This window comes from Streptomyces sp. NPDC111516 (assembly GCF_055635345.1).
This window is the reverse complement of record NZ_JBVKBV010000026.1, coordinates 1-24,001: the sequence shown is the minus strand read 5'-3', so window position 1 is coordinate 24,001 and position 24,001 is coordinate 1. Positions and strand designations below refer to the sequence as shown.

The following is a 24,001-nucleotide window of genomic DNA, read 5'->3' as shown; positions in this document are numbered from 1 at the left end:
CAGCCGGTCAACCGCATTACCCGCCTTGATCTATACGGATGGCGGCCATCTGAGCCCGAGGAGGGCCAGCACACGCTCTGGGTTGCGGGCGTTGTGCCGCAGGGCAGCAGCGATGCTGGTGGCGCCAGCCAGCTTCAGGGCGCCGACCGCGAGGTTGCGCCAGGTGGCCATCGAGCGGGGCGCGTTGCCGGTCCGCAACTGCGATGCGTCTTCGGCGAAGGTGGTGTCGCGGACGTGGTGCAGGGCCTCGATCGTCCAGTGGTCGCGGACGAGTCGGGCGAGCTGGGCCGGGGTGGCCTGCTCGGCGGTCAGGCTGGTGACGGCGTAGATCGTCTTGACGGTGGTTTTGCCGGTCTTGCGGTCGGTGCGCCGGCGCTTGATCTGGACGGCCTGGCGGGCTCAGGGGAAGAGGAGGTTGTTCACGGTGGCGACCTTGATCCGGCGGATCTCCGAGCGGCCGTGACCGATGTTCTTGGTGCGGTCCTGCAGCGGGATGTCCTTCCAGGGAAGGGACTTGAGCTGTCTGCGCAGCTTCTTCTGATTGCCCTTGACGATCACGATGTAGTGGGCGTCCCGGCCGAGAAGGTACTCGGCGTGCTCGCGTTGGGTGTGCATGGCGTCGCTGGTAACCACGGCTCCGGCCAGGCCGGCCACGGTCTCCAGCAGCGGTTGAAAGCAGGTGATCTCGTTGGTCTTCTCGCCGACGTCAAGCTGGGCGAGGGCCAGGCCGTTGGTGTGGTCGAGGGCTGCGAGCAGGTGGATCTTGCGGCCTCCTGCCCTGGCGGCGCCGCGCAGGCTCTTCCCGTCGACCGCCAGGCCGCGCAGCCGGTCCCCGGTGGGGCTGCGTCGGTCCGCGAGCCAGCGGCCGACCGCCCGGTCCAGGGCATCGCCGTCGATCCGGGCCAGCAGCCGCCGGACCGTTGTCTCCGCAGGCAGGAGTCGTTTCGGGAACAGCGGATCGGGCCGCACGCCGACGTGCTCCAAGACGTTCGGCGGAGCGTCGGCGATCCACTCGCCGATCGCCAGCAGCGAGGTCGCCCCGGCCAGCACCGCGCAGGCGGCCAGGGCAAGCACGCCAACAAGGTCGTGACGCACTCCGCGCGGATCGCGGGGGTCGGGCACCTCGGCAAGCCGCTCGAGCAGGTCGGGGACTTCCCCGGGTCCTACGTCGGGATGCTCACGGAGTTGGCCAAGGGCAGGCGGGATCGGCGATGATGCGTCGGCAGGCACGGTCTTCCACTCGGATCACGGGGCGTCGAGAACTCCATGATCTTGGAAGCCCGTGCCTGTCACGTTCCCAGGGCTCCACTAGCTGGCACATCGTCACGAACCGGACGCCACTCGACTTCGCCGGAGCCCTGCCACCGGCCCCGGCGGCTTTTCGCCGACCGCGGCTACGACTTCGACAAGTACCGCCGCCTCGTCCGAGCTCGTGGGATCACACCGAAGATCGCCCGTCGCGGCACCCCGCACGGCTCCGGCCTGGGCAAGACCCGCTGGGTCGTAGAGCGGACCTTCGCCTGGCTGCACCAGTTCAAACGCCTTCGGATTCGCTACGAGATACGCGCCGACTTCCACCTCGACCTTCTCCAACTCGCCTGCAACATCATCTGTTTGAGACGCCTCCGAACCTCATTCTGAAATGATCAGGTGCGACACGAGGTCGCTCCAAGTAAGTAAGGACAGCCACATGAAGGAGGTATCGATCGGCTGAACCTCGGGCCAGTGTCCAAGGCCCGTCCCCGCGCTCACATGCGTCGCTGGCAACGGCGGGGTGTGAAGCTGAGCGTTCAAGCCCAAGGGCACCTCGGCCATCGAGGAGCCACAGGCGAGGGGAAGGCTGGACGGGCGAACGCGAGTGAACCCCTGATATGACATCCCGTGAATTTCAGACCGCGCGATGGCACGCAAGCGGCGGTTACAGGACCCGGTGCTGCGAGGCACCAAGCGACCCTCAGGAAGCTGAATCCCGGGGGGAGGACACCGCTGGTCTCGGGATAAAGGGGGCGCCCACCCCAGCCGTGACTTACTGGTGCGGAACGCGGAAACCCCGTCGAGGTCCAGGCACTGCCTGGTAGGCCGACCGCAAGGAAAGCTCAACTCCCCGGCGGGAGAAGGATGATCCAAGAAGCGAAGGTCGGCCGGCCGAAAGGCCAGAGGAAAACGGGAGACGGGCCCTTCACTCGTCTCTCGCATAACTCGCCGGATACGGACCCTGGTGGCCCGGCCCGAAAGGGAGCCCACGTGGATCAGGTGAGCCTTTGAAGTCACCACTGCAAGGAAGCCGGAACCAAGGGACAAGTTAGACACCGGAGGTGAACATGGAGGTCACGGCGCCTGTCGTGACGTCTTCGCCTGCGGTGAACGGACCCGAGGGCGTCTTGCTCGACTGGCACGGCATCGACTGGGCCACTTGCGAGGAGAACGTACGGCGGCTGAGGCAGAGGATCTTCAAGGCGACGCAGGATGGGGACCTCAAGAAGGTCCGCAACTTGCAGAAGCTCATGCTGAGAAGCCGCAGTAACACGCTGGTCGGCGTGAAGCGGGTGACGCAGCAGAGCAGTGGTCGCATGACCGCTGGCATCGACGGGGAACGGGCCCTCACGCCGAAGGCGAGAGGCACTCTGGCGGCCGAGATTCATCGATCGTCGAAGCCCTGGAAGGTCAGACCGGTCAAGCGAGTGTTCATCCCCAAGAGCAATGGGAAACAGCGACCGCTCGGCATTCCGGTCATCCGTGACCGGGTACTCCAGGCCCGCGTGAAGAACGCGCTGGAACCCGAGTGGGAAGCGCGGTTCGAGCCGAAGTCGTACGGCTTTCGGCCCGGCCGCAGCTGCCAGGACGCAATCATGGCCATCTTCTCGACGGCGAAGGGCAAGTCCTCGAAACGTCACTGGGTGCTGGATGCGGATCTGTCAGCGGCGTTCGACCGCATCGACCACAACTACCTAATCTCCGCCATCGGGCAGTTCCCCGCCAGGGATCTGATCCGAGGGTGGCTGAAGGCAGGTGTGGTCGACCGCGGTCGATTCTCACCAACCGAGGAGGGAACTCCCCAAGGAGGTGTGATCAGCCCACTGCTGATGAACGTGGCTCTACACGGATTGGAACAAGCCGCAGGGTGCCATTACAGGGTTGCGCAGGCCGGGCGCGAGCCCGGCGCATCCCCGGGCACCCCAGTGCTGGTGAGATATGCCGACGACTTCGTGGTGCTCTGTCACGACGAAGCCCAAGTGCATGGGGTCAGGGCCCGGCTGGAGGACTGGTTGGAGCCAAGAGGTCTTCGCTTCAACGAAGAGAAGACCAAGGTCGTCCACCTCGAAGAGGGGTTCGACTTCCTCGGATTCACCGTCCGCCGGACCGGCGGCAAACTGATCATCAGACCCAGCGCTGAGGCATGCAAGAGGCTCCGGGCGCGGCTACGGACCGAGGTGAAGGCCCTAAACGGGGCCAACGCCGAAGCTGTCCTGCGCAGGCTTATCCCAATCGTTCGCGGTTGGGCGGCCTACTACCGGGGGGTGGCCTCCACGACGACATTTGCGTCGCTGGACCGCTACATGTGGCGTCTGACCTGGAACTGGGCCAGGCGAAGCCATCCCAAGAAGTCGAGGTACTGGGTCGCAGACCGATACTTCGGCAGGTTCCATCCATCCAGACGGGACCGGTGGGTGTTCGGCAACCTCAACAGCGGTGCCTTCCTGCCCAAGTTCGCCTGGACTGGCATCGTTCGCCACCAGCTCGTCAAAGGCGGAGCGTCCATGGACGACCCCGCGCTAACCGAGTACTGGACCAACCGCCGCCGCAGGAAAGCGCCACCGCCGATGGACAAGACAAGTCTTCTCCTGGCGGTCCGACAGCAGGGGCTCTGCCCCCTCTGCAAGCAGGCGCTGATCGCCGGGGCCGAGTATGAACCGGACAGCCCACGCGAGTGGATCAACTGGTTCGCGGCCTCGAAGAAGATGCTCCACAAGCATCACTTCACCTACCAGCGAAACGGCGGCGGGGACGAACGGAACAACCTTCGCCTCGTGCACTCCGAATGCCACCGTCAGCACCACGCGGGCGACGGCGAACGGACCACATAATCCTGCCGACCTGCGAAGCCCATGGGGCTTGCTTGAGCCGGATGCCGGGATGACTGGCACGTCCGGTTCTGAGGGGGCCGGGTCACGGAGACGTGACCCGGCTACCCGACTAAGCAGCAAGTGGGGAGATTCAAAGAGCCCCATCAACCACGGTACGAGAGGGGGAACCGATGGTAGAGCCGGACCGTGTGGGCGATCACCTCGGCCGGGAAGCGGTAGCCCTTGTACGACGGGGTGATGGCGTCCATGAGCAGGGCCCTCCGACGAAGGGAACCGTGATCCTCTCACGGCGCCGAAGAGCCCTCCGCCCAACCTGACAATGCCGTACCGCGAGCGCAGCTACTTCCTCCAACAGACAGCAGACTCCATCGAGGAAGAAGCGAACGCTCTCGTACTCGGGGTGGGCGAATACCTCGAGTACGGCAGTGATCAGGAAGACCGTGCCCTCGCCCGCTTCACCCAGCGCGTCGAGAGCCTGCCCAATGAACAGCGGCGCCGCCAGCAACAGCTTGATCAGCCCGCCGACCAGGTCACACCCGCCGGTCAGCAGCAGTCCTGAGGGTCAGGATCAGCGTTCCTGGGAGCCGCACGTGCACAGCAACGGAATGAGGCCGCCAACCCCGTCCGGAACGAGATCGGCGGCCGCCGGTGACCGCTGCTCAGGCGTTGAGGTCCAGGACGCGGACTGGCTCTCCTTCCCACCGCTTCGGGGCCGTGGTGGCGATGATCGCCCCGTCCGGGCGGTCAGGTGTGGGCTGCGTCGCGTACTGGCTGTGCGCCGCGGCCCACGTCTCTTGACACGCGATCGCAAGGGCGGCAGGCAGATCCAGGTCCAGAACGGTGATGCCGGGAAGAGAAGCCAGGTGCTCGGCCGTGCCGGGCCGTGCGCGGTCGGCTTCGACGAGGGCGCAGGCCGGGGCGTAGAGGAACCAGCCCGGTTCGGCATGGGCTCGGTGGATCAGGCGGGAAGCAAGGACGTTGCCCTGGCCGGCCGCGGCCATCGCGGTGTCGTCCAGGACGATGTGCATGGCGTCGCTCACCGGGCCGTCACCTGGGCCAGGCGCCGGTCCAGCTCACTGTCCAGGTCGTCCTGCTCGGCCCGGGTGGGGGCGTAGCCGTTCCACTCCTTCAGTGCGGCCATGGCCTTCTCGGCACGCTCGGCACGCTCGGCCGGGGTGAGCATGGTCTCGGCCAGGCGCGCCAGGTAGGCGCGCAGCGACAGGCCCTCGGCAGCCGCGATCGCGGCCAGCCGGTCCTTGGCTTCCTCGGGGATACGGATATTGGCATCGGACATCGTCGTACTCCTTCCCATCCACCTAGGGTACGGGTACGTACCCGTACCCTAGGTTTTCTGCGTCGACAGGGGCGGTCGGGCAGTGCCACGCAGCTTTCTCAGGGCAGCAGTCTGCTCTGGAGCCAGAGGCTGACGGCGCCGACCAGCGCGGTGCCGGTGCGGTAGCAGATGCCGCGGAGCAGGTGTCCTGATGCAGCGCGGTGCCAGGTGCGGGCCCAGCGCCACATTCGTGCGCCCTGTATGCGCGGGGGAGTCGTGTGTGGGGTGGCGCTCACGGAGTGCTCCTTGGTGCGGGCATGGCGAGGCAGCCCCTGCCGGGGCTTGACCTGGTGGCGTGTTTCCCGTGACCGGGAGGGACTCTTCCGCTCGCGCGCTGGTGCTCTGGCGAGAGTCGAGCGCACCATGTCATGGCTGACCGGCTACCGCCGACTCAGCCACCGCTACGAACGCCACCCCCGCCAGGTTGGTGCGATGGGGACTTGCTCACCGCGCGGACCGCTGGATCGAGGTCCGCGCAGTTCTTCAGCAGCGGGGCTTGCGTGTCAGCCGGTGGTCTTCTGGGCGACGGCGAGCGCGGCGTCAGTGTCCGCGGTGGCCAGCAGGGCGTTGATGTGGGCGCCGGCCAAGGCTCCGGCCGCGGCGGAGGCGCCGACCTGGGCGGTGAGGTCGGTGGCGTTGCCGGCCACCCACACGCCCGGGATCTCGGTGGTGCCGGCCATCGCGGAGGCGAAGCGGCGGCCCATGTTGTCGGGCAGGTCCTCCATCGGCAGCTTCAGACCCTCCAAGCCCTCAGTGCGGGCCTGCATCTGCGTGGCCACAGCCAGAATCCGCCGCTCCACGACGCTGCCGTCGGTCAGGCGGACGCCTGCGAGGGCTCCAGGGCCTTCGCTGACGACTTCCTTGACGTCGGTCTCGATGATGCGGACGTTGCGGGCGGCGAAGCGGGCGCGGGTGTCCGCGTCCAGCTCGGTGCCGTTCGTGAAGTAGATGAGGTCATCCGTCAGCTGGCGGAACAGCCAGGCGTGGTGGACGGAGGCGGGCCCGGTGGCGAGGATGCCGATGGGCTCGTCGCGCACCTCATAGCCGTGGCAGTAGGGGCAGTGCACCACGCTGTGGCCCCAGTGCTCGGCCAGGCCGGGCACCTCGGGCAGCACGTCGCGCAGGCCGGTGGCCACCAGTACCCGGCGTGCCGTCAGCGTACGGCCGTCGGCCAGGGTGACGGTGAACCGGAGGTCGCCGTCCACCGCGGGGACGGTGGGATCAGCCGCGGCCACTTCCCCGAACACGATCCGGCCGCCGTATTCGCGTACCTGCTGGCGTCCGCGCTTGAGGATCTCGGTGGGCGGGGTGCCGTCCAGGACGATGAAGCCGTGCATGGCGTCGGCGGGGGCGTTGCGCGGGGTGCCGCTGTCGATCACGACGACCGAGCGGCGGGAGCGGGCCAGCATCAGCGCGCCGTTCAGCCCCGCGGCGCCGCCGCCGATCACCACGACATCCACGGTCTCGGCGGGCAGTGCGTCGCTCTCGTGGCGGGAAGTCTGCGCAGACATGTCGCGCCCTTTCGTCGTACGTGGCCCCGTGCTGGACCATCTGTATTCGACGTTAAGCCCGCATTGCATCAAGGGCATACCATGTTGCCTATGACGCAAGAAGATGGACAGCTGGACAGCCTCGTACGCAAACGGATCCGTGCTCTGCGCGTCGCGCAGGGCTGGTCGCTGGAGGAGTTGGCCACCCGGGCCAACCTCAGCCAGTCCTCACTGAGCCGCATCGAGAACGGTCAGCGCCGCCTCGCCCTGGATCAGCTGGTCACCCTTGCCCGCGCCCTGGACACCACACTGGACCAGCTTGTGGAGAACGCCGCCGACGACGTCGTGATCAGCCCGATGATCGACGGCACCCACGGCCTGATGCGCTGGCCCATAAAGGGCGACCCCGGCATGAGCGTGATGCGCCAGCGGATGACCGACCCGCCGCCCGACAATCCCGCCCGCATGCGCGCCCACCCCGGCCGCGAATGGCTCGTCGTGCTGTCCGGCACCGCCATCCTGATGCTCGGTCACCGGCGCTTTCGCATCGAGACCAACCAGGCCGCAGAGTTCCCCACCATGATGCCGCACGCCATCGGCGCCGAAGGAGGGCCGTGCGAGATCATGGGCATCTTCGACCGCGACGCCCGCCGCGGCCACCAAAAGGACGCCGGCACCGAAGCCGACTGCGACGGCACTCAGGGCCCCTGCGAATAGCGGGCTACGGTCAGCCGGAGACCCCCGGCGTGGTGGGCGACCTTGCGTGGCGGGCAGCACGTCAAGCCACTCTCTTGCGTAACCCGCAAGAAGTCGTGCGGCAGGCGCATGGCCGGCTTACGGTGATGCCATGAGCCCAACGCACCAGCACACCCCCAACCACGGCAAGAGTGGTCACCACCAGCACGGTGATGCCGGCCAGGCGGAGATCCTCGATCTGGATGCCGAGGTGCTCGCCGAGCACATAGCGTCGATCACCGCCTGGCTGCCGCTGAAGAGTGAGCCGCGCCGGATCGTGGACCTGGGCTGCGGCACCGGCGCGGGAACCTTCGCGCTCCTCGAGCGTTTCCCCGACGCGCACGTCACCGCCGTCGACACCTCGGTCGAGCACCTTCAGCTCCTGCGCGAGAAGGCATGCGCCCGCGGCATCGAGGAGCGCGTACGTACCGTGCAAGCCGACCTCGACAGCGACCACTGGCCCGACCTCGGCAGGCCGGATTTGGTGTGGGCCTCGGCCTCGATGCACCACATGGCCGACCCCGAGCGCGCCCTGGCGCGCGTCCGCGAACTGCTCGCCCCTGGGGGCCTATTCGCCGTCGTCGAGCTCGCAGGCTTCCCCCGCTTCCTGCCCACCGACGCTCCCGAGAGCCGGCCCGGCCTCGAAGAGCGCGCCCATGCCGCGACCGACAGCTTCCACGCCGAGCACGTTCCGCACCGCGGCGCCGACTGGGGCCCGATGCTGACAGCCGCCGGTTTCACCGTCGAGGACGAGCGCACCATCACCGTCAACATCGAAGGTGCGCGCAGCGACGCGATCGGCCGCTACGCCTACAGCAGCCTGCAGCGCATCCGAGGCGTCGCCGCCCCCGCTCTCAGTCCCGAGGACCTCGCCGCCCTCGACGAACTCCTGGACACCGGCAGCGCGAACAGCCTGCTGCGCCGCGAGGATCTCGCCGTACGCACCGAGCGCACCGTCTGGGCCGCCCGCCGCACATAACCCCGGCCGCCCGGGTTGCCTGCCAGGCAGTCCCAGCACCGAATTGCTTGCCTCATACGCAACCACCACCTGCGCAGCGTCATGCGCTGCGTTGTGCTGAGCAATCATGCCCGCGTATCGCCTTGCGCAGGACTGTCGCCGCGACCCCACAGCGCGGCGGAGAGGAAAGGGAGCATTCATGACTACACCGCAGATCCCCGCCGACTACGAAGCCTGGCGCCAGGGCCGGTGGGAAGAGATCGCCGGAGCGAACGGCAAGGCCAAGGTCGCCGCCAATGCCAAGATCACAGACCCGGGCCCGCACACGCTTGCGGGCATCCCCGGCGAATGGCGCACCACCGAATCAGGAGACCTGACCGTAACGGCGTGCAGGTCGCCGGCAGCCTGGTCGACGGAACGAGCCCCGTCCCCTCCGGCAGCTCCCTGGAATTCCCTGACAACCAGGTCGGCTTCGCCAGCGGCAAGGACGGCTCCTACGGCCTGGTCGTCATGGACCAAGGTCGCCTCGAGCGCACCGGCCTCACCGGCATCGACACCTTCGCCTACCACCCCGCCTGGGTCTTCGAAGGCCAGTACCGGGCAGCCCCCGAAGGGCGTCGTATCGAGGTGCCGCGGCTGACCAGCCCGCGCAGCACCGAGGCCATCCTGGCCCCCGTCGACCTGGCCGTGACCATCGACGGCACCGATTACGTCCTGGCCGTCCTCCAGGACTTCCCCGGCCAGCGCCTGGTCATCTTCACCGACGAGACCAACGGCGAGTCGACGCCAACGATCGGCCGCTGGTTGGTGCTGCCGCTGCTGGAGCCCGGCAGCACCGTGACGGTCGACTTCAACAAGGCCACGCTCTCGCACCACCACCTCAACCCAGATGTGTTCGTCTGTCCGCTCTCGCCGCCCGGCAATCACCTGCCGATGCGCATCGAGGTCGGCGAGCGCGCCCTGATCCACACCGCTACCGACCAGACCTGAAACGTGCCCCCCTGCCGGGACCCATCAACTCACTCGTATCGAAGGAGAAACCCGCATGAGCCAGGACCTCAAGGACAAGGCCGTCACCTACCTCCGCGCACTGGAAGACCGCGACTGGAAGGCCGCCCGCGCCCTATGCGCCGAGACCACCACCGTCTGGCACAACGACGGCAAGGGCGAGCAGTCCATCGAGGAGAACATCGCCGGAACGGAGGGGCAGATCGAATCCATCGAATCGATGCGCTACGACTGTGAGGATGTTCAGGTGCCGCTCCGAGTGGTGGTCTGACTCGCGCTACGACTGGCTCTGTGCCTTGAGTTTGATCTGTCGGCCACCGCCTGGAGCGGTACTTGCTGCCGCCGGGCAGGGGACGTGTCCCGATAGGGGCCTTCGCGACAGGCACCGTCACAGTCTTGACCGCCCCGGCCCGGCGACGGCCACCGGTTCCCGAGGCGATCAGGAGACAGGCGACCTTGCCCAGCATCACGCAGCCCACGGCTCCGTGTCACATGCCGGCCGACGCACCGAAGGACATCCTGCTGGGCGTCGACACCCACAAGGATGTACACGCAGCGGCCGTCATCACCACGCTCGGCGCCACCCTGGACGGACGCAGCTTCCCGGCGACCGCTGAGGGCTATCGTCAGCTCGTCGCCTGGGCCCGATCATTCGGCGTGGTCCGGCGGGCCGGAGTCGAGTGCACGGGATCCTACAGGGCTGCTCTGGCCCGGCACCTGCACGCCGAAGGCGTCGAGGTGACCGAGGTCAACCAGCCCGACAAGGCTGCCCGACGGCGCCACGGCAAGACCGACGCCATCGATGCCGAGGCAGCTGCCCGTGCCGTGCTGTCCGGGCGCGCTACTGCCGCAGCGAAGACGAGCGACGGCCCAGTGGAGATGCTTCGGCTGTTCAAGCTGGCGAAAGGGTCCGCGATCAAGTCCAGGACCCAGGCCATCAACCAGCTCAAGAGCGTCCTGGTCTCAGCTGACGCCGCCCTGCGCGAGTCCCTGTCCGGGCTGAGCAACCCGCACTTGTTCAAACGGTGCGCCGAGCTCGACGATCCGGAGATCTCCGGGCCGGCAGGGGCCGCCCGCCACACCTTGAGACTGCTGGCCCGCCGCATCCGGCACCTGACGGAGGAGATCGACGACCTTAACAAGCGCCTGACCGAGGCGGTCGAAGCGAGCACGCCAGGGCTCCTCGACGTGCGTGGCGTCGGTCCGGACAGCGCGGCGGCCCTGCTCATCTCGGCTGGCGATATCCCTCAACGCCTCGCCAGTGAGGCTTCGTTCGCCGCTTTGTGCGGCACCAGTCCGGTCGAGGCTTCGTCCGGCAAGACCCAGCGCCGCAGACTGAACCGCGGGGGCGATCGCCAGGCCAATGCTGCCCTCTACCGGATCGTCCTCAGCCGCCTGCGCTGGGATGGCCGTTCCCAGGACTACCTGCGACGACGTCTGGCCGAAGGCAAGACGCGTCGAGAGATCATCCGCTGCCTCAAGCGGTACGTCGCTCGCGAGATCTACCGGCTCATCGTTCCCACACAAGCACGGCTGGCTGACCGCAGAGTCCCGGCCGGAGCGGCAGCTTGACATCCATAGGGGCATCAAACGCGGCTACGTCTACCTCGGCACCGCAACCGCCGCAGCCCTCACCATCTGGCTCCGAACATGATCGGCCGGACAAGTCCGCGGGCACCCGGGATCCGGCGCGCGGTAGTCCGGACCGCCAGGCCGGCAGCCGTGCGCGGCTGCGGGCGTGAATTCCGACAGCGGGGGCCCGGCCGAGGGTTCGCCCGACCGGCTCCAGCTCGCAGTGGCACCAGCCGACTAGGTGAGCGGGCCTGCCAGTCCGAGCCACCGACCTCGAACCCGCTGCTCACGATCCGGCAGACGCCACCGTAAGCGACGAGTTCACCAGCGGCGCCGACCGGCTCCGGACCGAGACCACCGCCAGCGATATCGCTGCCACGGCCCTCCTGCTCGACCTTGTGGTCGTCTTCCACCACGCAGTGCGCGAAGACGACAGGCTCACCGCATCCCCTTCAGCGACGCCCCTGGGTACTCCCAGGCACTCCGTCGGGGGAGCCGACGTCCCGCATTACCAGGGTCCGCAGAGCGGCACGCCACACCGCAGTCCGGGCTGAGGGCATCTGATCCCGCTGTCTTCGCCGGCCGCGTCCCTGGCATGCCCTTGCGGGCAGACGAGGTGTCCTCCAAGTCTGTCCCCGTTGCCGGCGGCACGAGACAGCGGACGCTTGAGAGTGGATGAACGAGGGAGGCCAACTACGAGGGCGGCCATGGAGAAACGGGTCGAGGAAACTGGTACGGCCAGGGAGGCGCCGGGCTACCGGCCCCACACCGACCAAGCACCCGAGTCACCGACGGCGGCGTGCCGAACACCGGCCACGCGGCCGTTGAGCGTGCTGAGTGCCCAGCGGCTTCAGGTGGCGGCCGGCAATCGGGCTCTGGCAGGCCTGATCGCCCGGCAGCGCAAGGCCACGCCGGGCGACGCGGTTGTCGGCCAGGCACCGGCCCCCGAGGTCTCGGTGCAGCGGCTCGCTCGCCCGGAGGCGGCGGCAGCGCCGAAGTTCTCCGCGCTCACGTCGGATGTGAAGGGCAAGCAGAAGACTCTCGCCGCGCATCCGCCCGCTACGGCGAAGGCGAACGCGGCGCAGGCAGCCGCGAAGCCTCCCGCGGATGACAAGCAGGCGCAGGGCAAGGCCGCCAACGCGGAGAAGATGAATGCCGCCCAGCCGGGGGAGTTCGACAAAGCTGCCTTCATCGCGGCGGTGAACAAGGCGATCGCGGAGCAGGCACCGAAGAACCTCGACGAGGCCGACAAGTTCGGTGACTCAGGTAAGGCCGATGCGGTCAAGGGGCAGGTGCAGGGGCAGGTCGGCGAGGGCAAAGACCAGTCGGCGAAACAGATCGAGACCACGACCAAGGCCGCCCCGGACACCTCTGCGGCCAAGGAGAAGCCGGTCACACCCCTGGTGGGCGAGCCGGCTCCGGGCCACCCGGGAACTCCGGACCCGGCCAACGCCATACCGGACAAGGCTCCGGTGGCCGCGACGGACTTGTCGGCGGGACCAAGACAGGTCGACCAGCAGATGGCCGGCGCGCAGGTCACCGAGGACCAGCTCGCCAGCTCGAACGAACCCGAGTTCACCGGCGCCGTGAAAGACAAGAAGGCCGGCGAACAACATGCCGATACCGCTCCCGGCAAGGTACGCGCGGCCGAGAACAAGACGCTCGCGGCGGCCAGGACGGGGGCTCAGACGAGCGCGGCGACGTCGATCGAGACCATGCGGGGCGCCAAACAGGCCGCGAGCACCGAGGTCGGCCAGGGACAGCAGGACGCCCAGGGCAAGGACGAGTCCAAGCGCGCGCAGGTCACCGCCAAGCTCCAGGCCGTCTTCGACGCCACCCAGAAGGACGTCGAAGGCATTCTCACAGGGCTGGACAAGAAGGTCGACGATTCGTTCTCCGCCGGGGAGAAGGCGGCTCGGGACGCGTTCACCGCCGAGCACAAGCGCCGCATGGACGAGTACAAGGACAAGCGCTACTCCGGCTTCACAGGCAAGCTGAAGTGGGTCAAGGACAAGTTCGCCGGCCTCCCCAAGGAAGCCGATCAGATCTTTGTCACCGCCCGGCAGGGCTATGTCACACGGATGCAGCAGGTCATCTCCACCGTCGCCGACGTCATCGCCGCGGAGCTGGGGCGGGCCAAGCAGCGCATCGCCTCCGGCCGTCAACAGCTCCAGTCCGAGGTCCAGAAGCTGCCCGCCGAACTCCAGGATGTCGGCAAGCAGGCGGCGGGTGAGTTCTCCGGCAAGTTCGAGGAGCTCACCCAGTCAGTGGACGCCAAGGGCACCGAACTGGTTCAGACCCTGGCGACGAAGTACAACGACGCACTGAAGTCCGTGGACGCGGAGATCGAGGCCGAGAAAGAAAAGAACAAGGGCCTGATCGCCAAGGCTGTCGACGCGGTCAAGGGCGTCATCGATACCATCTTGAAACTCAAGGACCTCCTGCTCGGCGTGCTCGCCAAGGCCGCCCAGGCGGTGATGGGGATCCTGAAGGACCCGATCGGGTTCCTCGGCAATCTCGTCACCGCGCTCGGTGCCGGACTGCGCAACTTCATCGCCAACATCGGCGCACACCTGAAAAAGGGCCTGATCGGCTGGCTCCTTGGCACCATGAGCGGCGCTGGGCTGGAACTCCCCGCCAAGTTCGACCTGCGCGGCATCCTCATGATGGTCGCGTCCCTGCTCGGCCTGACCTGGGCCGCCATCCGCGACCGGATCGTCGCCAAGGGCGTGCCGGAACAGGCGATGAGTGCAGTCGAAGCCGACGTCCCCCTGGTGGCGAAGCTGCAGTCCGAAGGCGTCGCGGGAGTCACCGAGGAGATCAAAGACCAGGTCGGGGATCTCAAGGAAGGCCTGCTCGGGAAGATCTCCGCCTATCTGATCCCGACGGTGCTGATCGCCGGGATCACGTGGATCGTGTCGCTGCTGAATCCGGCGTCCGCGTTCATCAAGGCCTGCAAGATGATCATCGACATCGTCACGTTCATCATCGAACGCGGCGCGCAGATCATCGAGTTCGTCAACGCCGTGCTCGACGCCGTCATCGCCATCGCCGGTGGTGGCGCAGGCGGGGTTCCGGGGCTGATCGAGAACGCCCTCGCCCGCTCCATTCCCGTCCTGATCGGTGCGCTCGCGGCGATCCTGGGCATCGGCGGGATCGCGAACAAGGTGAAGTCGTTCTTCCAAGCCCTGTCCAAACCGGTGATGAAGGCCGTCGACTGGATCGTCGTGAAGATCGTCAAACTCGGCAAGGCGCTCTGGGCGAAACTCAAGGGCAAGGGCAAGGGCAAGGGCAAGGGCAAGGGCAAGGACGGCAAGGAGGGCGATCCCTTCGACGTACGCGTTGCCGCCCGGCAGGCCGCCCAGCGCGGATGGGTCGCCACCCGGCAGCGAGCCGACACACAGCTCGTCGGCCGCGCCGAGCTCGAATCGGCCCTGGCCAAGACCGGAGCGGCCCGTGACGGCGTACAGGTGCAGCTCGTAGTCGCCGAGGCGGGCACCCAGTGGACGGTCCGGGCCACGGCCAGCAAAGGCGCCAAGAAGGCCACCGCCGAGGAGGGGAAGGGCTGGATCGCGAAGGGCGAGAACGGCGCCTCCTGGTATGCCGCGAAGGACCACAGCGCCTTCAACCGCTTCGTGATCGCGGAGTCGTTCGACGCGCTGCGCGGCACCGCCGAGCCCGAGGACGGCGACCTGCGCACCGCGTACGCTCGGAAGGTCGCCGCGGCCAAGAACATCGCCGTGACCCAGCAGGGACGCCTCGACGGCCGTGCCCGCGGCCTCAAGCTGACCATCGGCATGGAGCCGTTCACCGGGGTGGCCCGGGACAAACAGATCGCGACCACTGTCAAGATCGCGCCGAATACCACTCAGCAGCGGGGCCAGGTGCCGGCGGAAGGCGAGGCCTTCCCATACAAGATCGGCCCGCTTATGGGCGCTGCCCAGTTGAAGACCATTCCGGTCGGGACCGTGAAGGAGCAGCTGCAGCCCTTCCCCGCCGGCGGCTTCGAAGTGAAGGAGGACTTCACCGGCTTCGCCGTCAACCTTCTCGCCACGCCCGACAAAGCCAAGAGCGATCTGGCGACCCGCTACCTGGACCAGGCCTGGGCCGGTGACCCGGAGCTGCAGGCCGTGGCGGCGCACCGGACGGCGGTCATCGCGGGCGTCAACGCCTTCGAAAGGCTGGACACCGAGGCCACCGACACGGCCGGCAAGGAGGTAGCAAGCGCCGTCTCGGGTGTGGCGGAGCGCGACAACATGCTGATGGCGGTCTTCGGCTTCCTCTGGGAGCCGCGGTGGTTCCCCAAGTCCGGTGGCAAGGCAGTGCCGCTGAGCAAAGTGCGCAAGGCGTACGCGGAGCTGAGTGACGAGGGCGACCGCACGAAGGCGAAGGACGAGGAGTCGGCGATGCTGCAGAGTAGGTCGCTTCCGTACGGCGCCCTGCGGGAACAGATGCTCCGCTCGACGCACACCAAGCAGGCGGTGGACATTCTGTCCACGCGAAACCATCGGGTGCACGTCTTCAGTCAGGATCCGGACGGCGGGCTGACCACCGTCGGCGAGGACCCGATGGGTGTCCTCGCGAAGTACACGAGAGTTCTCGCGGGCATGGAGCGGCACCCCATGCTGACCATCGGCGGGTACTCCTTCAAGGGCGTCAGCTGGGCCGAGGAAGCGGATCCCCGGAGGGGACAGCTGACGGTCCTGGGCAACGAGATCGACCGGGCGATCCGGGCGGCCGTGGCGAAGGTCCTGCCGCGGATGATCTATCCGACCGAGCCGAACATGCTCATCAAGGCATGGACCCACGACAAGAGCGAACAACGGGGCATCTTCCAGGACCCGGCGATGATGGGAGGCAAGAAGCCCTTCTGGGGCAAGAAGGACGCCGAGGGCTGGGCGATCCGTGATCGGCTGGCGAGGGGATATCGCGGCGACGAAAAGGATTTCGTGGCCTACGTCCCTGAGGCCGCGACGACGACGGACCCTCTTCTCCAAGACCCCTCCCGGGGGTTCGGCATCGGTGCCCCCGAGGTGCTGGACGCCGTCCGGCCCAGGCGGCGGAAACCTGATCCCGCCGACGCGTTGCTGGGGCAGTCGCAGACCTATGCGGAAGCGAAGCGGCTCGCCATGGAGATGTCCAAGTCCGAAACGACCGCGTCCTACGAGGCCCGGCGGGCAATCTTGGCCACCCAGGGCCTGACGGCCAAGGTCTACTCCGAGGTGGAAAGTGTCGTACGGATGATGGCACGTAATCCGGAGGCGCTCGGTACCGAGGAGCTCCGGCTTCGCCTGGAGGCGATCGACGCAAAGGTCGAGCAGGTACTCGACCGTAAGAGAGAGCGCGAGGATCTGGTGAAGAAGGCCGGGGAAGTCACCAAGGAAATCGTCCGCGCGCTCACCTCCGCCGAACTCGTGGAGACCTGGGCACAGATCAAGGATTGCCTGGACGAGATCCTCCAACCTGCCGAAGGGGGAACCGACAAGTGAGTCCGACGACGCCGCGCCAGGGATACGCCGCGATGGCCGCCCGCGCACAGGCCCTCTACGACCAGGGACGGAGCGCCCGCGAGACGCTGGCCGAGTGCTACGGGGTGGAGCTACCCGACGAAATCTTCGCCATCGCCGACACAGAGTTCGACCCCGAGCTGCCCGACTACTTTCCGGTCAACCAGCCGTGGCGGCTCATCACCGGCCCTGGCCGGGGCCCGGTCCCGCCGGCCCCTCGTACCTCGGAGCGGTACGAGAAGGCCATCGCCGACCTGGACCCCGACCTGCTTCCCCTCATCGGCCTTGGCGAGGAGGAGACAAAGCACGGCGACTCCATGCTGTGCTACCGCCTGTCCGACCTCGCCCAGGGCGCTGCCACGGTGTACGGCATCGAGGGCGCGGTCTGGACGGTGCTGGAGGCGCTGCCCGCCGAGGTTCCGCGCTACGGCGACTCGCTGCTGGACGTCCTGGCCGAGTACTACGCCGACTTCTACGCCCAGATGGAGGAGCGCTACTACGGGCCCGGGCACGCGGTGTCGGACGAGATGCTCGACGAGGCCCGTGACATCGTGGAGACCATCGATCGCCTCAAGCGCGACCTCACTTCCGGCCTCGGCGGACAACCCTGAGGTGCCGCCCTCAGCTCGGCTCGACCAGATCGAACTGATGACTGACGGCGGCGTCTTCGCCCGGGAGGGGGTCTGTCAAACGAGCGGCTCTGTTCCGTAGTCGGTGGTAACGAAGGGTGACGGCCGTCGTTGGCATGGTGTGCGCAATGTCAATGAGCTTGTGGATGTGGTGTTTTCGGGACTGTCAGCCCTCGTCGTCGAGGGCGTGACGGACGAGGGCGAGGTCATCCGGGTGTCGGCTCGGACCCGGAACGATTCGGTGCCGTGCCCCGTGTGCGGGCAGCCGACGGGGCGGGTGCACGGCTTCCACGGGCGAGTGGTCGTGGACCTGCCGGTGGACGGACGGCGGGTCGTAGCGTCGGTGCGGGTGCGGCGCCTGGTCTGCCCGGTGCTCGGCTGCCCACGGCAGACGTTCCGCGAGCAGGTTCCCGGCGTCGTGGAGCGCTACCAGCGTCGCACCAACCGCCTCGCCGACCAACTCAGCTCTTTAGTCAAGGAGTTAGCAGGCCGAGCGGGCGCCCGCATCTCCCGCGTGCTGGCTTGCGCGATCTCCCGATCGACCGCCCTGCGCATGCTCATGCGCAGGGCGGTACCGCCGCTGCGCGTCCCGCGTGTGCTCGGCATCGATGACTTCACCCTCAAGCGCCGACACCGCTACGCCACTGTGATCATCGATGCCGAGACCGGCGAGCGGATCGACGTCCTGCCCGACCGCACCGCCCAGACCCTGGTCGCGTGGCTGCGCGAGCGTCCTGGGGCCGAGTACGTCTGCCGCGACGGTTCCGGCTCCTATGGCGAGGCGATCCGTCAGGCCCTGCCTGAAGCGGTGCAGGTCAGCGACAGGTGGCACCTGTGGAGCAATCTGTGCGGCAAGGTCCTGACCGAGGTCCGCTCCCACGCCGCCTGCTGGGCCACCGCCGTGAATCCCGCCCGGCCCGGGGGCGTACGCGAGCAGACCACCCGCGAGCGCTGGCAGCGGGTCCACCATCTGCTCGACCAAGGCGTCGGCCTGCTCGAATGCGCCCGCCGCCTCAATGTCGCCCTGAACACCGTCAAGCGGTACGCCCGCATGAAGGAACCCACCGGCGACCGCCACGCACCCCAATACAAACCCACGCTCGTCGACCCCTACCGCGACCACCTGCGCACCTGCCGCGCGGAAGACCCGGCCGTCCCCGTCCTCCAACTCTTCAGAGAAATCGAGGAGTTGGGCTACAACGGGAGCCTCAACCTGCTCTACCGCTACATCACCCAGGGCCGCGCCGAGGGCGACAAACCGGTCACTACCCCGCAGCGTTTCGCCCGCCTCCTACTCACCCGCCGCGAGAACCTGCGCGACAAGGACACCGCACTACTACGGGAACTCATCAAAGCCTGCCCCGAGATGAACGAACTCGCCCGCTTCACAGGCCAGTTCGCTCAGCTACTGACCCCAGCGGAGGGCAATGACACCAAGCTCACCGACTGGATCACCACGGTTCGCGCCGCCGACCTGCCCCACCTGCACTCCTTCACGAACGGCCTCGAACTCGACCGCGCCGCCGTCGACGCCGGACTCACCCTCCGATACCACAACGGCCGCACCGAGGGCGTCAACACGCGAACCAAACGGATCATGAGGCAGATGCACGGCCGAGCCGGGTTCCCCCTGCTCCGCCACCGCATTCTCCTCCAGTGATCAATACACAGGGCTACCACCGATTACGGGACAGAGCCGAACGTTTTACAGTCCCCGGAACGAGGGCCTCCAGTCTCAAGTTACGATCAGCTCTTTGTGGTGACTCTAGGATTTCTCACGTGTATGACTTACTGAGGCCATGCCGTCCTAACGAGGGACGCCTAGGGGAAAGGTGCCTCGTGAGCATCATCAAACGGGGATCAGTAGGTTCCGTCATCGCGTTCGCTGTACTCGCCGGGATAGCGACGGCGCCCGCGTACGCGCATCGGCTGTTTCGGCCGATGACTCGGAGCCGGTGGGCACCGCTCCGCCGATGGAGCCGGATGAAGGCGATCTGGTTGACGCCACGGATCCCGAGCCCGAGCCGGAGGAGACTATTCCGCCGGGCAAGCCGGGTGACGCGACGAACGGGGAGTACTGCGGTCCGACGCAGGCCGTCTACACACCCAAGACCAAGGGCGCCAAGTACCACAAGGGTGTGGGACCGACGAACGCCAACTGCAACGGGACATCACGCACCGCGCGTTCGACGTTCACCTCCGAGGTCACCGGTGAAGTCGGAGTCAGCGTCACGGCAGGCCTGACGACCAGGGTCGACGCGATGATCGCGAAGATCGAGGGCAAGTGGGAGGTCAACCTGAGCGCCAAGCCGACAGCGAAGATGGGCAACCAGATCTCGGTGGACACGCCTCCGAAGACGACGACGAACGCCAGGTACGGCGTCTACCGGCTCAAGAACACCGGCACGAGCTACAAGATCTACAGCAACTGCAAGACCTCAGCAGCAAAGACCATTACCAGCTACACACCTATGAAGGTGGGCTGGGCCCTGTGGGAGGGCTGAGCTTTCCGGTTCCTGCCCGTGTTTCTTCCTTCCTCGCTGCGACTGTCATGACTGCCTGGCGCTGGCTGGATGCAGCGGGGAGAAGGAGCCCTCAGTAACCGAACCAACCACCTCGCGATCTGCACGGCCCAGCCCCTCCCAGATTAGTGACCGGGCCGAGCACATCGAAGGCGAGACGGTTTCCCGGGCGCCCAAGCCTGTCAATGACGGGCAGGTTCTGTTGTCCGTCGCGTCCAAGCAAGGGAATGCTGAACTTCCTCTGACCAAGGAAATCGGCGCGGGAACGCTGGCCATCCAGGTCAATTGCCAAGGCAAGGGAATCCTTAACGTCACCGTCGACCCCGTGGGGCTCTCCTTTCCTCTGAGCTGCGTCAACGAGGAAGTCAGCAGCACCTACAACGAAATCCATCTAAAAAGAGCGCGCAGCGAAGGCACCGTGCGGGTATCAGCCCCCTCGACGGTTCGCTGGGCCCTCACAGCCGAGCAATAGGCGGAGTAGATCATCCTGAGAGGGGAACTGGTCCCAGATAGGTCGGCTGAATCCGTCTGGGGGCGCTCTCCATCGGTTCCGTTCACCGCGGCGCCAGCCTCCGGGGCGACCAGGTGCGACCGCTACGGTGGAAACCTCACTCCAAGAGCGACTGCGGCCCCCGCCACTGGCGGGGGCCGCAATCGTTACGGACTCAGCCGGTCGACAGGTTGGCGTCGTACACCGACGGTTTCGCTTGCCCGAGTAGCCAGCCGAACCGCGGGCTGACATGCTTCTCGGCCAGTCACCCATCCGACTGCGGCAGGGACTCCAGTGCGCAGCAGGGACACGTACAGGTTCATCTTTGTCTCCAGTTCGCCCCCGCACCTGGTTACTTGAACAGCCGTCGCCACGTCTCCGGGCCCGGGTAGCCGTCCGCGTCCTGCCCGGTCCAGCCCTGGGCCCGTTGGAACGCTTCGATGTTGCGGCGGTCGGCCTCGCCCCAGTTCCGAGAGGGTCCGACCTTGTAGTACTTGCCGTATCCCTTCGCCACGAGCATGCCCTTACTCGCGCCCCGTCCTCCCGTCCGGGGCCAGCGCAGACGTTTCGACCTATGTGGGCAGAACCTTCACCGTTCAACCACCAAGGCCATGTAGCTCGAAGCGTCGTACACCAGGCGTTCAACGGCGTGCCGCAAGAGGGTGGTCAGATCTGCCAGGAGTTCCCGCTCGTCGGTTCCGTGGATGGTTCCCGTTCATGCCGGGCTTTTCGCCCAAGAGACGAGCCTGGCCCACCAGCCACCCCTCGATCGGCCCCGTGGACCCTCTGGGTGCCGAGGAGCAGGTGCGTGTCGCGCCGACCCGCCCGGTCGGACCGACACCGGTCCCGTTCGAGTCATCGGCTCCCCTGCGCGTGCATGCCTGTGCTTCGCCGGCTCACATATGCACCGCTGAAGTGTTGGCACACCGGCGAGTACTTGCTCCACGTGGCTCCCGCAGCCCTCATAAGTCACCTTCCGGCATGACCGGCAGACAGCACGTTGGCACATGATTCCCCTCCATTAACGCCCAGCAATATCAACAGTTTCATCACAGTCGAATTCACATTTTCGCCACAAGTAACGCCCATACGTACACCATCTCCACGAACAACTGACTCCCGTCACCAGGAGAGTCGGCCATGGGGTCGCCTCACGCTCCAAGTGATCTCATCATCGGCCGCGAATATCCGGATACGAGAGGTATAGAGGCACAAGCGCGGCGTGGCGTATCTCACTCAGCGATGTCAAGCGGTCACGGTCAGAATCCTCCCTGAGTTTGCTCGGGACAGCGAAACAGTGGTTCCATCACGCCCGGTCGAAGGAATGGAGGGCACGGCTCCGTATTGTGACAGGCCATCACTGCGTCGCTTTGAGATCGTCGACCCTGACGCGGCGAGGGGATGAAATCGAGAACGGCAACCGCCTTCACCGAACGGGTGGTGTGTGCCGCTCAGAAGGGAGCAACGTGGGTTGCTCGCATACCGCAGAATGCCCCCTTTTCCCGCTACTTAGGGCGAGCTTGCAAGGCTGGCGCGACTACTACTGCGACAGCGAGGATCAGTGGCTCGGCTGTGCGCGCTACCAGATGTCACTCACCGGCGAGCGCGTGCCGATCAGCCTGCTGCCCAACGGGGTTCGCGCACGACACCTCGAAGACGCGGTCAACGCGGACCGCTCCGGCGCCGCCTACCCAGGGCAGGTACCCCGGCAGGCCCCGCCACCACGGCACAATCAGAGGTCACCGGAGAGCGCGTCCTGGTCGCAGCCAGCGCCGGCCCGGCCACCAGAGCCGTCAGAACCTGGGACCACGGCACCGGAGACCATGGCTCAGTTCGGCGCGGCAACTTCGCCGATACCGGTCTCGCATTACCAACCGTCACCACCCCCACAGATTCTCCAGCCACACGCCCACCCGTCTCGACACGCGCGGCAGGCGCCCAGCTCGAAGCGCGGCTGGTGGACCCGATTCACCGAATGGATGGGAGGCCCCGCATGAGTAACTACTGGCCCTGGTGGGCCGGCGCTGCCGGGCTCGCTCTGATCACCATCAACTACACCCTCACCACGGATCGGTCTTTCGGGGTGTCGTCCGCGTGGGATCGCGTGTTGCACTGGCGCAGGGAGCGTCGCCTCGAGCGGATGGACGAGGAGTTCACCGACGATCGTGCTCTCGCTGACGCTCTCGCCGCAGCTACAGCGGAGCACTTCGGCGGGCCTGGCGCGTCTACCGTGCCGCCGGTTGCGTACGAGACGTCACAACTGCTCGAAACGGACGTCGAACCGACGGTGTGTGAGGACACCTCGGCCACGGGCCCGCGCCCGGCCCCGCTGTTTACCCAGGCTGCCCTGCTGGTATCGATTTTCTTCGGCGGATTGATCGCCGCGGTCACCTCCGGGCGGTTCCACCTCCGCTTCGACATGGGCCCGGCATTCCGCAACCTGGTCACCGCCAATCCGACCACCATGATTGCCCTGCTGTTCGTCGGAGGCGTGCTGGTCGGCTTCGGCACTCGGCTGGCCGGTGGGTGCAGCTCCGGCCACGGACTCAACGGCTGCGGCCGTCTACGCCCGGTCAGCCTCGTTGCGACCGCCGTGTTCTTCGGCACCGCCGTCGCGGTGTCGTTCCTGCTGTGGAAGGTGATCTGATGCGTACTCGGGGCGCGATCCTGCTGGCCACCATCATCACCGGACTGGCCCTCGGTTATACCGTCACCAACATAGGCTTCGGCGACTACGCCGAGCTGAACCGCATGTTCACCTTCCAGGACCTGCGCATGCTCCTCTCCTTCGCCGGCGCCGTCGTGATCATCGTGTGCGCATTCGCTCTGCTGCGGGTCCGCCGTACCCCCGGGCGCATCCACGCCGGCGTGATCCCCGGCGCAGTGCTGTTCGGTACGGGCTGGGCGATCTCAGGTGGGTGCCCGGCCATCCCGATCATCCAGGTCGCCAGCGGATACCTGCCTGCCCTGGTCACCATCGTCGGCGTCATCGTCGGTATCCGGCTGTGCCGCTGGGCCAACGCCCGGTACTTCCACCTCGACCGCGGCTCCTGCGGGTTGTAACCAAGGACGCCCCGCCACACGTCCCGCCGAGGAAGCGGCCCTCGGCCGGAGCCGCTGCGGCTGGTAACGACCTTGGGAGCGATTGAGTTCGTGACGTGCTGGCCTGGCGGGTTGGCTTGTAGGTGATCAGCAGGTGGCCTGGCGGGCGAGTACGAGTTCGGTGCCCGGCCTGCGGCGGGTCGCCCGCCGGGCGGATCGGTCGGAGACCAATCCGGCGATGGCCCGGTGGGTCTCGGCGTAGGTTTCGCGGCGGCCGGTGAACCGCTGCAGGGGCCGCCACTGCTTGTATTCGGCGTTGGTGTGCTCCACGCTGATCCGCCGGGAGGACTGGCGGCGCCGTTGCTCGCGCCAGGCACGACGCTCGCCCAGAGGCGCGTCGTTCTTGGGTTTCTTCGGCGGGGCGCTGACCTGAGCGGGGAATTCGTTGGCCAGGCCCCGGTAGCCCTCGTCGACCTCCGCCTTAACCTTCGGGTACCAGCGGAACTGTTCAGCGATGCCCTCGCTACGAACGGCCGGTCGGGTAGCGGCGGCGCATTGCTGCGCCGCCGCCCCCTCAGAACCCGGCGTGCGCCGTTGAACGCACCGGGCTCAAGCAAGCCCCTGTGGGCT

The 24,001-nt window shown here is 67.1% G+C and carries 19 protein-coding genes and 4 pseudogenes; 15 read left to right on the top strand and 8 right to left on the bottom strand.

Features of this window, described 5'->3' with window-relative positions:
• Nucleotides 1-207: 207 nt before the first annotated feature.
• Nucleotides 208-1,095: pseudogene (locus tag ACZ7L9_RS32480) on the bottom strand (ISAs1 family transposase); the annotation flags it as partial.
• A gap of 261 nt (nucleotides 1,096-1,356) precedes the next feature.
• Between ACZ7L9_RS32480 and ACZ7L9_RS32475 the strand changes: the two are divergent.
• Nucleotides 1,357-1,641: pseudogene (locus ACZ7L9_RS32475) on the top strand (transposase); the annotation flags it as partial.
• Between the two features lie 680 nt (nucleotides 1,642-2,321).
• Nucleotides 2,322-4,085, top strand: a complete 1,764-nt coding sequence (gene ltrA, locus ACZ7L9_RS32470) for a group II intron reverse transcriptase/maturase (protein ID WP_471421009.1) — start codon at nucleotides 2,322-2,324, stop codon at nucleotides 4,083-4,085.
• A gap of 149 nt (nucleotides 4,086-4,234) precedes the next feature.
• Here the strand turns inward: ltrA and ACZ7L9_RS32465 are convergent.
• Nucleotides 4,235-4,333, bottom strand: a pseudogene (locus tag ACZ7L9_RS32465) (IS6 family transposase); the annotation flags it as partial.
• A gap of 71 nt (nucleotides 4,334-4,404) precedes the next feature.
• Between ACZ7L9_RS32465 and ACZ7L9_RS32460 the strand changes: the two are divergent.
• Nucleotides 4,405-4,644 carry a hypothetical protein gene (locus ACZ7L9_RS32460; protein ID WP_471420887.1) on the top strand — a complete coding sequence of 80 codons (240 nt, stop codon included), beginning with the start codon at nucleotides 4,405-4,407 and terminating at the stop codon, nucleotides 4,642-4,644.
• A 100-nt stretch (nucleotides 4,645-4,744) separates the two neighbouring features.
• On the opposite strand, the gene ACZ7L9_RS32455 is transcribed toward ACZ7L9_RS32460, so the two are convergent.
• The 4 genes from ACZ7L9_RS32455 to ACZ7L9_RS32440 form a co-directional block, all read right to left on the bottom strand.
• On the bottom strand, nucleotides 4,745-5,113 hold the full coding sequence (locus ACZ7L9_RS32455) for a PIN domain-containing protein (RefSeq protein ID WP_471421007.1): 369 nt from the start codon (nucleotides 5,111-5,113) through the stop codon (nucleotides 4,745-4,747).
• A gap of 8 nt (nucleotides 5,114-5,121) precedes the next feature.
• Nucleotides 5,122-5,379 carry a hypothetical protein gene (locus tag ACZ7L9_RS32450; RefSeq protein WP_471420885.1) on the bottom strand — a complete coding sequence of 86 codons (258 nt, stop codon included), beginning with the start codon at nucleotides 5,377-5,379 and terminating at the stop codon, nucleotides 5,122-5,124.
• A 98-nt stretch (nucleotides 5,380-5,477) separates the two neighbouring features.
• Nucleotides 5,478-5,654 (bottom strand): hypothetical protein, encoded by a 177-nt coding sequence (locus ACZ7L9_RS32445; protein ID WP_471420883.1) that lies wholly within the window; start codon nucleotides 5,652-5,654, stop codon nucleotides 5,478-5,480.
• Between the two features lie 267 nt (nucleotides 5,655-5,921).
• The gene (locus ACZ7L9_RS32440) at nucleotides 5,922-6,929 is read right to left on the bottom strand and encodes an NAD(P)/FAD-dependent oxidoreductase (protein WP_471420882.1); all 1,008 of its coding nucleotides are present in this window, start codon (nucleotides 6,927-6,929) and stop codon (nucleotides 5,922-5,924) included.
• A 90-nt stretch (nucleotides 6,930-7,019) separates the two neighbouring features.
• On the opposite strand from ACZ7L9_RS32440, the gene ACZ7L9_RS32435 reads away from it, so the two are divergent.
• From ACZ7L9_RS32435 to ACZ7L9_RS32390, 10 genes are all read left to right on the top strand, one after another.
• The gene (locus ACZ7L9_RS32435) at nucleotides 7,020-7,625 is read left to right on the top strand and encodes a helix-turn-helix domain-containing protein (RefSeq protein WP_471420880.1); all 606 of its coding nucleotides are present in this window, start codon (nucleotides 7,020-7,022) and stop codon (nucleotides 7,623-7,625) included.
• A gap of 130 nt (nucleotides 7,626-7,755) precedes the next feature.
• Nucleotides 7,756-8,622 (top strand): class I SAM-dependent methyltransferase, encoded by an 867-nt coding sequence (locus ACZ7L9_RS32430; RefSeq protein ID WP_471420878.1) that lies wholly within the window; start codon nucleotides 7,756-7,758, stop codon nucleotides 8,620-8,622.
• Nucleotides 8,623-8,988: 366 nt separating this feature from the next.
• Nucleotides 8,989-9,591 (top strand): DUF1684 domain-containing protein, encoded by a 603-nt coding sequence (locus ACZ7L9_RS32425; RefSeq protein WP_471420877.1) that lies wholly within the window; start codon nucleotides 8,989-8,991, stop codon nucleotides 9,589-9,591.
• Between the two features lie 55 nt (nucleotides 9,592-9,646).
• Nucleotides 9,647-9,880: a hypothetical protein gene (locus tag ACZ7L9_RS32420; protein WP_471420876.1), complete on the top strand. Its 234-nt coding sequence runs from the start codon at nucleotides 9,647-9,649 to the stop codon at nucleotides 9,878-9,880.
• A gap of 185 nt (nucleotides 9,881-10,065) precedes the next feature.
• Nucleotides 10,066-11,181, top strand: a complete 1,116-nt coding sequence (locus tag ACZ7L9_RS32415; protein ID WP_471421006.1) for an IS110 family RNA-guided transposase — start codon at nucleotides 10,066-10,068, stop codon at nucleotides 11,179-11,181.
• An 830-nt stretch (nucleotides 11,182-12,011) separates the two neighbouring features.
• Complete coding sequence (locus ACZ7L9_RS32410; RefSeq protein ID WP_471421003.1) at nucleotides 12,012-16,670, top strand: phage tail protein; 4,659 nt, start codon at nucleotides 12,012-12,014, stop codon at nucleotides 16,668-16,670.
• Nucleotides 16,667-17,299, top strand: a complete 633-nt coding sequence (locus ACZ7L9_RS32405) for a hypothetical protein (protein ID WP_471420875.1) — start codon at nucleotides 16,667-16,669, stop codon at nucleotides 17,297-17,299. The genes ACZ7L9_RS32410 and ACZ7L9_RS32405 overlap by 4 nt, the downstream gene beginning before the upstream one ends.
• Before the next feature lie 139 nt (nucleotides 17,300-17,438).
• Nucleotides 17,439-18,977, top strand: coding sequence for an ISL3 family transposase (locus ACZ7L9_RS32400; protein WP_471420873.1), 1,539 nt, complete (start codon nucleotides 17,439-17,441; stop codon nucleotides 18,975-18,977).
• A gap of 313 nt (nucleotides 18,978-19,290) precedes the next feature.
• A complete protein-coding gene (locus ACZ7L9_RS32395) occupies nucleotides 19,291-19,821 on the top strand; it encodes a hypothetical protein (protein ID WP_471420871.1) in 531 nt (176 codons plus the stop codon).
• A gap of 220 nt (nucleotides 19,822-20,041) precedes the next feature.
• Nucleotides 20,042-20,311 (top strand): hypothetical protein, encoded by a 270-nt coding sequence (locus ACZ7L9_RS32390; protein WP_471420869.1) that lies wholly within the window; start codon nucleotides 20,042-20,044, stop codon nucleotides 20,309-20,311.
• 370 nt (nucleotides 20,312-20,681) lie between these two features.
• Here the strand turns inward: ACZ7L9_RS32390 and ACZ7L9_RS32385 are convergent.
• Nucleotides 20,682-20,846: pseudogene (locus ACZ7L9_RS32385) on the bottom strand (peptidoglycan-binding protein); the annotation flags it as partial.
• A gap of 1,476 nt (nucleotides 20,847-22,322) precedes the next feature.
• Here ACZ7L9_RS32385 and ACZ7L9_RS32380 point away from each other — a divergent pair.
• Complete coding sequence (locus tag ACZ7L9_RS32380) at nucleotides 22,323-22,976, top strand: YeeE/YedE family protein (RefSeq protein ID WP_471421001.1); 654 nt, start codon at nucleotides 22,323-22,325, stop codon at nucleotides 22,974-22,976.
• On the top strand, nucleotides 22,976-23,392 hold the full coding sequence (locus tag ACZ7L9_RS32375; protein WP_471420868.1) for a YeeE/YedE thiosulfate transporter family protein: 417 nt from the start codon (nucleotides 22,976-22,978) through the stop codon (nucleotides 23,390-23,392). The genes ACZ7L9_RS32380 and ACZ7L9_RS32375 overlap by 1 nt, the downstream gene beginning before the upstream one ends.
• 126 nt (nucleotides 23,393-23,518) lie before the next feature.
• On the opposite strand, the gene ACZ7L9_RS32370 is transcribed toward ACZ7L9_RS32375, so the two are convergent.
• Complete coding sequence (locus tag ACZ7L9_RS32370; protein WP_471420866.1) at nucleotides 23,519-23,701, bottom strand: hypothetical protein; 183 nt, start codon at nucleotides 23,699-23,701, stop codon at nucleotides 23,519-23,521.
• Nucleotides 23,702-24,001: the final 300 nt, after the last annotated feature.